This window comes from Adhaeribacter rhizoryzae, from assembly GCF_008629685.1.
Lineage (GTDB): Bacteria > Bacteroidota > Bacteroidia > Cytophagales > Hymenobacteraceae > Adhaeribacter > Adhaeribacter rhizoryzae.
In genome coordinates, this window is record NZ_VWSF01000015.1 from 143,776 (window position 1) to 154,550 (window position 10,775).

Below are 10,775 nucleotides of genomic sequence, written 5' to 3' on the forward strand. Positions count from 1 at the left end.
ACCACTTTTCTTTCTCTTTAATATTATGAAATCTCTAAAATATATTATTGCGTTTTCTTTAACGCTCCCGCTGGGTGCTTGCGAAAAATTACTGGATGTTCAGCCTAAATCCGCTATTTCGGATACCCAAACCATCGTGGATAAAGCCTCGGCCGAAACGGCCCTCCGGGGTGTTTACAGTGCCCTGGCCGATGGTAGTTATTACGGTACTGGCTTTCAGTCTATCGGGTATTTATCCGGCGATAATGTGCAATGGACGGGCTCGCAGTCGCAGGTTCAGGAATTTATCAACCATAAAGTAAACGCCGATAATGCTACTATTAGTAGCGCCTGGACGGCTATTTACCGAACCATTAACCGGGCCAACAACGTGCTGGCCAAAGTACCGCAGGTAGCCACCAATGTTACTTTTTCAGAAACGCTCAGAAACCAGATAATTGGCGAAGCATATTTTATTCGCGCCCTGGCTTATTTCGATTTGGCCCGCACCTGGGGAGGGGTACCCATTATTACCAACCCCACCCAAAGCCCCACCGAAAACTGGAATATTCCCAAAAGTACGGCGGCCGAAACTTATGCGCAGGTAATAGCGGATTTGGACCTGGCCGAACCTTTGCTGCCCGAAACCACCAACCGGTTTCAGGCTACCCGCAAAACAGTTTGGGCGCTTAAAGCAAGGTACTTTTTATACCAGCAGGATTACGCAAAAGCAGAAGAATATGCCAGTAAACTCATTGGTGATGCAGCTAATTACCAGTTGCTAAAGCCATATAATGCTTTTTTTGCGAACAATGCACGGGGAACCCAAGAATCGGTTTTTGAAATATTTTACAGCGCCACCGAAACCAATGCCCACCGCAACCAGTGGCAACCCCAAACCAATGGCGGTACCCGGCAATGGGCGCCCAACAGTACCCTGGTAGATTTGTTGAATAATCCTTTAACGGGCGGTTCCCGCAGTGCTTTAATTGCCAAAGACAACCAAAACCGCTGGTACGGAAATTTATATTACCGCAGCCCGGCCACCGATCCTTCCTTTGTTATTCGGGTTGCCGAATTATATTTAATCCGGGCCGAAGCCCGCGCCCAGCAAGGAAATATTACCGGTGCCTTAGCCGATTTAAATGCAGTCCGGGATCGGGCCGAATTATTACCCCTTGAGGCTTTTACGACCGAGGAAATATTATTAGCGATCGAGAATGAGCACCGTCTTGAATTTGCCTTTGAACCCCACCGGTGGTACGATCTGGTAAGAACCGGCCGCGCCCAAGAGGTGCTGCAGGTAACCGATACCAAACGATTGGTAATGCCTATTCCGGCCGAGCAACTGCTCATCGACCCAGGATTAACCCAAAATGATGGTTATTAACTAAAATATTGCTTCTACTCCTAATTCTAGCATTAAAATATTATGGCAACCATTGAACAACTGCCACTTGTGGCAAAAAAAGAAGGTTTTAGCGCGCGCCTTAACCCGGCTGCCCCTGCTTCAAGTTTGAGATGGAGCGGGCCCGAAAAAATAGCTTTCCGGTTTTTCTTCCTCTACTTCTTCCTGCAGGCGGTGCCTTTAGACTGGAAATATTACCGCAATCTATTCTCCATTAATTGGCTGGATTTGCACTTAGGCGATATTTTAAACCTGAGCCGGTATACCCCGCAGTTTTTTGCCGGTAACCCAACAGCCGGTTCCTGGGGCCTGAATACTTTTGCAGATTGGGGGGTTGTTTTCGCGATTGCGGTAGTGGGTGCCATTATCTGGACCATCCGGGACAAAGACCGCCGGGAATATAACCAATTATATTATTGGCTGCGGGTGATTTTGCGTTACCGGCTGGCGGCCGGGTTGCTGGCTTATGCTTTTATTAAAATATACCCGATGCAGGCGCCCCTGCCCTCCATCAGCCACCTGAATACTTATTACGGTGATTTTACCGCCTGGAAATTATTTTCTTTAACCTTAGGCATTGTGCCGGATTACCAATCATTTCTGGGTTTAGTGGAATTGCTGGCGGCGGTTCTGCTGCTCTTCCGGAAAACTACTTCTATTGGTGCCTTCCTGGTATTACCTTTTACCGGCAACGTGTTTATGTCGAACCTGGCTTACGAGGGCGGCGAATACGTGTACAGTTTTTACCTGGTTACCATCGCCCTGTTTCTATTCTTTTTTGATGCTAAACGGTTGTTTTCTTTGTTAATGCTGGAGCAGCCTACTCTACCCAATTTATTTAAGCCGTTCTTCCGGGATTGGCAAAAAACTGCCCGTGTGGTACTGAAACCAGCTTTTGTTTTCCTGTTCGTGGTTTTGTATGGCTATAAGGCGCATGCCGTTTATAATCAGGAAGGTTCTTATCATTATCCCAAAACAGCAGGTTTACCAGGAGTTAGCGGTTTGTATAACGTAAAGGAATTCCGGCTTAACCAAAAAATTTTACCCTATTCCGCTACAGATGTTATTCGCTGGCAGGATGTGGTATTTGAAAAATGGGCTACTATCAGCGTTCGCTCCAACCGCCCAGTTCTACTGGAAACAGCTAAAACCGAAGAAATAATTAGGCCGACAGCAGCCCGGAATTTTGAGCTAGCCGAAGCCGGCGGGCGCCATTACTACGATTACCAACTGGATGCTGCCAACCAGGTTTTAACGCTGCAAAACAAGAACAAAAATTACCCTAATAAAAAATTAGTGCTGCAGTACCAACAGCCCACCGCCAACCAAATAATTTTATCGGGCTTGAACGAACAGCAAGATTCGGTTTACATCGTGCTCGAAAAACAGCCAAAAAAATACCTCCTGGAAGAGGCGGCTGGCCGGGGCCGGCGCGAAGCATTAAAGTTATAAAACTGGTTTTCTGAGTTATCTAATCTTATAAAAAAGAAATTGTATGTATACCCTAGAACAGAATCAGGCAACGATGGAACGGGAACCCGTAACTTCTGCGCTGGAACAACCGGCAGCTGATCGTCCGGCACCAACGCCCTGGCATCCATTTACCCGTTTTAGCTTCCGGGTAGCTTTTATCTTTTTCGTGCTCATGTCCATTCCCAACAATCCGGAATGGTACACCAACCTTTTCTCCATCGATTGGCTGCACGTACACTACCGCGATATTTACGATATTGCCCGGTTTCAGCCTAGCTTTGTCCGGGGTATACCCGGCATTCCGTCGTTGTTAGGCTACGCCGATTGGTTTGCCGCTTTAGCCATTGCCCTGGCTGGGGCCGGCATCTGGACGGCGCTGGATCGCAAAAGAGTGGAGTATAATATTTTGTATTACTGGCTTCGGGTAATTGTTCGTTACCGGGCAGGGATTGGTATTATCGGTTTTGGCTTCACTAAATTATTCCCGGTGCAAATGCCTTATCCTTCTCTGGGTTTGCTGCACACCAATTTCGGTGATTTTACCGCCCAAAAAATTTATTGGTTATCGATTGGTATTGTACCCTGGTACCAGGTTTTTGCAGGTATTGTAGAAGTGGCCGCCGGTGCCTTGCTGTTTTACCGGCGCACTACCTTCCTTGGCGCTGTGCTGTTATTCGGCGCTTTAGGCGATATTGTTTATGTAAATTTTGCCTACGACGGCGGGGTACATGGTTACAGCTCCTATTTTGTTTTATATGCTGCCTTCCTGATGCTGTACGATGTGCCTAGAATTTACCGCCTGCTTATTCAGGAACGCTTAACCATTCCGGTTCATTATTACCCTTCGTTCGCCAAAGGTTGGTTAAAATACAGCCGCTATGCTTTAAAAACCGCTACGTTAGTAATATTCCTGGGCATCCTGTTTTATGCTCAATATATTAATTTCCGCTACGATCCTTACAAGCAGCCTTCTACCCCGGGCGTGGCTAAATTAAGAGGTGCTTACCAGGTTACCGAGTTCCGGTTAAATAATCAGGTAATTCCTTATAATCCGTTGGATTCCACGCGGTGGCAGGATGTGACTTTCGAAAAATGGACCAGCCTAACCTATAAAGTAAACAAAGCAACCCTGCTCGATTTATCAAACGGTGGCGGCAGCCCCATGAAAGATTTGCAGCGCACTTTTGAAGCTACCGGGGTTGCTGGTGGCCAGCGGGTGTTTCATTATTATGCCGATACCCTTAACCAAGTGCTTTATTTACAGGACAAAGTAGTCGATATGTCGGCTTTCCGGAACCAGAATGGCCGGGGCAACCGCGCTGACCGAAACCAAAGCCCAAATAGCCAGAAAAGCCGGGTAAAACCAGCACCCGCCGATAACTGGATACCAGCAGCAGCCTTGGCCAATATAGGCGATGAAAATACCAAAATTGATAAACGGGCCTGGTCTACCCGCCGCAACCGGGAATTTGCCGAACCTGACCGCCCCGTGAAACGCAACCGCATGGTTTTAAAATATTCTACCCCCACTGCCAGCCGCATTATTTTACGCGGCATCGACGAAAGAAAAGACTCGGTTTTAGTGGTACTGGATAAAGTAGACCGAGAATATACCTTGTCGGAAAGCACCTTAGTTGCCGGGCAGTATTAATTAAAATATTCACTGTTATACAATAGGTTTAAGTAATCCAACTCAGTCATTCAGGAGGAACCTATTTGGTTACTTGCCAAATAGGTTCCTCCTGAATGACAGGGATGGGTTCCTTAGACCAACTAACAAACTGTACACAAGGAAATATCACCTAACACCAGTAAATAATTAAAGATGACCAAGAAAGATTTTGATGCAATAGTAGTTGGTTCCGGACCAAACGGTTTAGCGGCGGCTATTCGGTTGCAACAAGCCGGGCTCTCGGTATTGCTGGTGGAAGGTAAAAATACCATTGGTGGGGGCATGCGGTCGCAGGAACTGACGCTACCGGGCTTTGTGCACGATGTATGCTCCGCCATTCATCCCATGGCAGCGGGCTCCCCTTTTCTAAGCCAGTTGCCGCTAAAAGACTACGGCTTAGAATTTATTTACCCCGATACTGCAGCGGCTCACCCCTTCGATAACGGAACCGCCGCGGTATTAAAAAAATCCATAGAAAAAACAGCCGGCTTACTGGGCGACGATCAAGAAACCTACTTAAGTCTGCTGAAACCCGTGGTTCGGGAATGGCCAAATTTAGCCGCTGATATTCTGGGGCCTTTACCCATTCCGAAACACCCTTTAACCATGGCTGCATTTGGAATGAAAGCCATGTTGCCGTCTACCTTGCTGGCGAAGCGTTTCCGAACCACCGAAGCGCGCGGACTCTGGGCCGGGATGGCGGCGCACAATATTCAGCCCTTAACCAATATGGCTACATCGGCCATTGGTTTAGTATTAATGGCGGTGGGGCATTTACGGGGCTGGCCCATCCCAAAAGGCGGTTCCCAACAAATGGCAAATGCCTTGGCGGCTTACTTCCAGGCGCTCGGGGGTAAAATTGAAACGGATTATTATGTAAAGTCTTTAGAACAGTTGCCTTCGTCGCACGCGGTTTTGCTGGATGTAACGCCCCGGCAATTACTCGAAATAGCTGGTTACCGGTTTTCGGCTATTTACAAATGGCAACTCGAACGCTACCGCTACGGCATGGGCGTTTTTAAAATTGATTGGGCATTAGATGCGCCCATTCCTTTTTCCGCGCCCGAAGCCCGGCAGGCGGGCACCCTGCACCTCGGGAACACACTGGAGGAGATTGTAACAACCGAAGCCCAAAGTGCCAAAGGCCAACACCCCGAAAAACCTTTTGTTTTGCTGGCGCAACCCAGCCTTTTTGATGCGACGCGGGCGCCGGCCGGGAAGCATACTGCCTGGGCGTATTGCCACGTACCCAACGGCTCGCAACAAGACCGCACCGCCGCCATCGAACAACAAGTAGAAAGATTTGCGCCCGGTTTCCGGGAGCGGATTTTAGCAAGGCACGTGATGAATACGGCGCAAATGGAAGCTTACAACCCCAACTACATAGGCGGCGATATTAACGGCGGCATCATAGACCTTGCGCAATTATATACCCGCCCGGCGTTGCGGCTTTCTCCCTACCGGACCTCGGCCAAAGGCATATACGTTTGCTCTTCTTCCACCCCGCCCGGTGGCGGCGTACACGGCATGTGCGGCTACCATGCGGCCCAGCGGGCTTTAAAAGATATTTTTAATATTTCGGGAGAGGCGTTCCGGAGCGTTCCCAAGGTTGCCTTGGCTAGTTAGTATTTCTAAATAATTTTAGTTAAAAATATATAATCGCTTAAAGCATTTAGAGGATGCGCCAAACAATATTTCAGTACGCCATAACTGCTATTAGCAAATGGCTATTAGTACTGGCCGTAATATTTGCTGCCTGTACCCGAACCAATATTCATAACCAGGCTACCGGGTTAACTTCTGCTGTTGAAGCTAAATATTCATCTCATTCATCTACAATTGCTGATACTACGCATTGGCCGCCAACTTTTGGTTTTGGCAAGCTGGCCACAACCCAGGAATTAGCAACCTTGGATATTGATATACGGCCTGATGGGCAAGGCTTACCGGCTGGCTCGGGAACAGTAACGGCGGGCAAGGCTATCTACGCGAGTAAATGCGCGGCTTGCCACGGGAAAACCGGCGTGGAAGGGCCAAATAATCGCTTGGTTGAAACGGCAGCGGAGAGAACTGAAAATTATAAAACGAAGGAAAAAACAATTGGCAATTACTGGCCTTACGCCACCACTTTGTTCGATTATATCCGCCGGGCCATGCCTTTTAACGCGCCGGGCTCTTTAACCAACGATGAAGTGTATGCCTTAACCGCTTTCTTATTGCACGCCAATAATATTATAGCACCGGATGCTAAAATAAATGCTCAAACATTACCCCAAATAATAATGCCCGCCCGGCAATATTTTGTAACCGACGACCGAAAAGGCGGACCGGAGGTTCGTTAAATAATTATTAAAAATACACCACATGAACCTGCCTGTAGATAAAAATAATACAATAAAGGATAAAGCTGAAATATCTTTCCAGCAACCATTCAGTCGGCGGAAACTGTTGGGTGGAGCCGCCACGGCCGCGGTGGTGCTGGTGCAAACGGCTATCGGCAAAACCGTGCAGGCAGCCATTCCGGAGGGAGCTTTTATTCATGATGATCCAACTAAAAAACCCGGACCATTGCCGAGCCTCTTAGGTTCGCGTTCTCAGTTCGAGAAACCGGTGCGCCTACCCTCCGACACCTCTTCGCGTACCCCGCTGCAAGATTTGTACAGCACCCTAACGCCCGCCGATTTGCATTACGAAAGGCACCACGCTGGTGTACCTACCATTAACCCCGAGGCATACGAATTATACATTCACGGGCTGGTAGAAAAGTCCATGAAATTTACCTTAGCTGATTTAAAGCGCTTTCCGGCGTTTTCCCGCATTTGCTTTCTCGAATGCTCCGGTAATTACCGTAGTAAAGCCGATGGAAAGATTACCCCCCAGGGCATTGCCGGCTTAACCAGCCAGAGCGAATGGACGGGCGTTATGCTCTCGACATTGTTTCGGGAAGTAGGCGTTAAACCCAAGGCTACCTGGTTCCTGGCCGAAGGTTCGGATGCCGCCGTCATGACCCGCAGCATCCCGGTGGCTAAAGGCTGGCACGATGCCATGATTGCTTATGCCCAAAACGGCGAAGCCATTCGCCCGGAACAAGGCTATCCGGCCCGTTTGTTTCTGCCCGGTTGGGAAGGAAATACGAGCGTGAAGTGGCTGCGTCGCCTGGAGTTATCAGATGCGCCTTTCATGACCCGCGAAGAAACTTCGAAATATACCGAACCAATTAAAGACGGTAAAATCCGGCAGTTCAGCTTCGACATGGATGCCCGGTCTATTATTACTTTCCCGGCGTACCCGGTGCAGCTAGAAAAAGGCTGGATTGAAATAAGGGGCATTGCCTGGAGCGGCCGGGGCAAAATATCAAAAGTAGAAGTAAGTACCGATGCCGGAAAAACCTGGCAGGTAGCGCGGCTACAAGAACCCGTTCTGGATAAAGCGCACACTTACTTCCGGCATTTATGGCAGTGGAACGGCAACGAAACCGAAATTATGAGCCGGGCGCTGGATGAAACCGGCTACCGGCAGCCCACCATGAGCCAGTTGCTGGCGGCCCGGGGGGAGAGCACGGGCGGGTACCACCTAAACCCTATCACTACCTGGCTGGTAAAACAAGATGGTCAGGTTTTAAATAAACCCGACCGGTAAGAACACTTACCTAAATATTAGCTTTGGTTTATGGAGGATGATTAATATGCAATTAGATATTTTGGTTTTTGCCGCGCACCCCGACGACGCGGAAGTAGGTTGCGGCGGCACCATCTTAAAACAAGTTGCTTTAGGAAATAAAGTAGGCATTGTAGACCTAACCCGGGGCGAATTGGGCACACGCGGCTCCGCCGAAATCCGGGCCCAGGAAGCTATGGAAGCCAAGCGCATAATGGGGCTGGTGGTACGGGAAAATTTAGGGATGCGGGACTGCTTTTTTAGCATCGACGAAAGCCATACCATGCAGATAATAAAAACCATTCGAAAATACCGGCCCCGCATTGTATTAACCAATGCGCCGCACGACCGCCACCCGGACCACGGCCGGGCTTGTGAGTTAGTAACCAATGCGGCTTTTATTTCGGGGCTGCCGCAAATTAAAACCGAACTGGACGAAGAACCCCAGTTAGCCTGGCGGCCGGAGTTGGTTTTACAATACATTCAAAACACCTATATAAAGCCCGATATTCTGGTAGATATCACGCATTTTTGGGTAAAGAAAATAGCCTGTATCCAGGCTTATAAAAGTCAGTTTTACCACCCCGATTCTACGGAGCCGGCGGTAACCTATATTTCTTCGCCTGATTTTTTCCTGATTCACGAAGGCCGCTCGCGGGAGTTTGGCAAATATATTAATGCGCCTTTTGCCGAAGGATTTACTTGCCAGCGCTTCCTGGGCGTAGATAATTTACAGCACTTACGGTAATATTTTGCAGCATTTAAATAAGCTTTACTTAAACCTATTAAACACACTAAAAAATTAAAAGAAGCTGTTTAGTATTTCTGTTTCGCGCAGCTACTGGGGCCATCGGTGGTGTTATCACCGCCAATCCTAAGGCGGCTGCCTGACTACTTGCTGGTGCCTTTCTTCCAACTCTAAGAATAAGCCACCAAGCTTAGCTTTTTATTATTTTTAATTTCTAAATACCTTCAGTAAGCTTGAATAATTTTTTCCTAACCGGCTTTTGCTTAACATTGCCCAACTTTTTTCGTAGCACTCTTTCTAACTAAATTTATAAAGACCGTGCTATGCAACTGCGGTAAATAATTATTAAAATATATTCTTAAAGCAAATGCAAAAAGTTTACTTAAGCGACGCGGGCCCGAAAGTATCTCCGGCCATTTATAGCTTTCACCGCTGGGACGATGAAGCGACTCATTCGGCCACTAACATGGAAACCATTGTTAATTTATGCCTGGAACTAGGAATAAACACCTTCGACCATGCAGATATTTATGGTTCTTACCAGGCCGAAGAATTATTTGGACAGGTACTAAACCAGAAATCTTTTAAAAGAGAAGATATTGTGCTCTTTACGAAATGCGGCTTACGCTTACCACATGCCAGCCAGCCGGAGGTGCGGCTTAAACATGTAGATACTTCCCGCAAGCATATTCTAAACAGCATCGATAATTCGCTGCGTAAACTTAAAACCGATTACATTGATGTATTTCTTTTAAATTGTTTAGACCCGATTGCCAATTTAGAAGAAACAGCCATGACCTTGAAACAGTTAAAAGATTCGGGTAAGATAAAAAATATTGGCATTGCCAACTTTTCGGTTTTTCAGCACCAATTATTAGCCTCTTTATTGCAACTACCCATTGCAACCAACCACATAGAATTAAATTTATTAAATACGGCTGCTTTAGATAACGGCCAGATAGATTATATTAAGCAACGCTATATGCGTCCCATTGCTTCCGGACCTTTGGCCGATGGTCGGATTGCCACCGGAACCGACGAACAAGCCACCCGGTTACGCCATAAATTAACAAATATTGCGGCTAAATATAACGTAGATCTGGAAACCATAGCAGTGGCCTGGATTATTAAACTGGGAGCGCTGCCGTTACTAGGAACCCGCGATGCCCAACGCCTACGCAACGCCGTTAATGCTTTTGATATTGATCTGGATAACCAGGATTGGTATGAATTATGGGAAGCAAATAATTAATACGCTAAAACTTTTAGCTAGCCGAAAGGGAAAATATTCTCCGCTTTTAATCAATTCTTTATAAGCCTGACCAAACTTTAAAGAAACGACGGTTTATTTTTTAAAATACTACTACTTACCATAACTAAAAAGCCGGACGTTGGTATTTTCAGCAGACGCATAAATTAAATAATTAATCTTAATTTATGCGTCTGCACAACCCGAGCAGCGTCTTTGCCGATACGTTAATTATTCTTCAGTTAATTATTATCTGCTAACACAGTTGCCGCTACTAGTAAGCGAATCGGTCTTTTGCCGCATAGCTTATACCAATTCCTATTATCAATATTCCCTAGGAAGGCAGAACAGGTGTTACTTTAAAGTTAAGGTTCTTTGTTGTCTATTCAGGATGCTCTGGTATGCTATGGTACTTTTCCGGCCTGTTTAACATTTGCTGGTGCGGCTTTTTTCTTCTGGAGTAGCTTAACCCTTCCGCCCTCCGGGCACCTTCCCTAAATTAGGGCTACGATTAGGACACAAAATGGAGCGGGGAGCTGTTGGGGGTAAATGGCAGATGCAATATTTAGCAATATTCGGATAGAGCGAC

Annotated in this window: 8 protein-coding genes; all 8 read left to right on the plus strand. The window is 47.2% G+C overall.

The window, feature by feature from the left end; genetic code table 11:
• The first annotated feature begins 25 nt into the window (after positions 1-25).
• The gene (locus tag F0145_RS17870; protein ID WP_150090430.1) at positions 26-1,369 is read left to right on the plus strand and encodes a RagB/SusD family nutrient uptake outer membrane protein; all 1,344 of its coding nucleotides are present in this window, start codon (positions 26-28) and stop codon (positions 1,367-1,369) included.
• 42 nt (positions 1,370-1,411) lie between these two features.
• Positions 1,412-2,839, plus strand: coding sequence for a DoxX family protein (locus F0145_RS17875; RefSeq protein ID WP_223816139.1), 1,428 nt, complete (start codon positions 1,412-1,414; stop codon positions 2,837-2,839).
• Between the two features lie 43 nt (positions 2,840-2,882).
• Positions 2,883-4,511 (plus strand): hypothetical protein, encoded by a 1,629-nt coding sequence (locus tag F0145_RS17880; RefSeq protein WP_150090432.1) that lies wholly within the window; start codon positions 2,883-2,885, stop codon positions 4,509-4,511.
• A 174-nt stretch (positions 4,512-4,685) separates the two neighbouring features.
• Entirely contained in the window at positions 4,686-6,158 is a 1,473-nt protein-coding gene (locus F0145_RS17885) for a phytoene desaturase family protein (protein ID WP_150090434.1), read from the plus strand.
• A 53-nt stretch (positions 6,159-6,211) separates the two neighbouring features.
• Positions 6,212-6,874: a c-type cytochrome gene (locus tag F0145_RS17890; RefSeq protein WP_150090436.1), complete on the plus strand. Its 663-nt coding sequence runs from the start codon at positions 6,212-6,214 to the stop codon at positions 6,872-6,874.
• Between the two features lie 22 nt (positions 6,875-6,896).
• Positions 6,897-8,171, plus strand: a complete 1,275-nt coding sequence (gene soxC / locus F0145_RS17895; protein ID WP_150090438.1) for a sulfite dehydrogenase — start codon at positions 6,897-6,899, stop codon at positions 8,169-8,171.
• 46 nt (positions 8,172-8,217) lie between these two features.
• A complete protein-coding gene (gene bshB1 / locus F0145_RS17900) occupies positions 8,218-8,937 on the plus strand; it encodes a bacillithiol biosynthesis deacetylase BshB1 (protein ID WP_150090440.1) in 720 nt (239 codons plus the stop codon).
• 367 nt (positions 8,938-9,304) lie between these two features.
• A complete protein-coding gene (locus F0145_RS17905) occupies positions 9,305-10,189 on the plus strand; it encodes an aldo/keto reductase (protein WP_150090442.1) in 885 nt (294 codons plus the stop codon).
• Positions 10,190-10,775 lie beyond the last annotated feature (586 nt).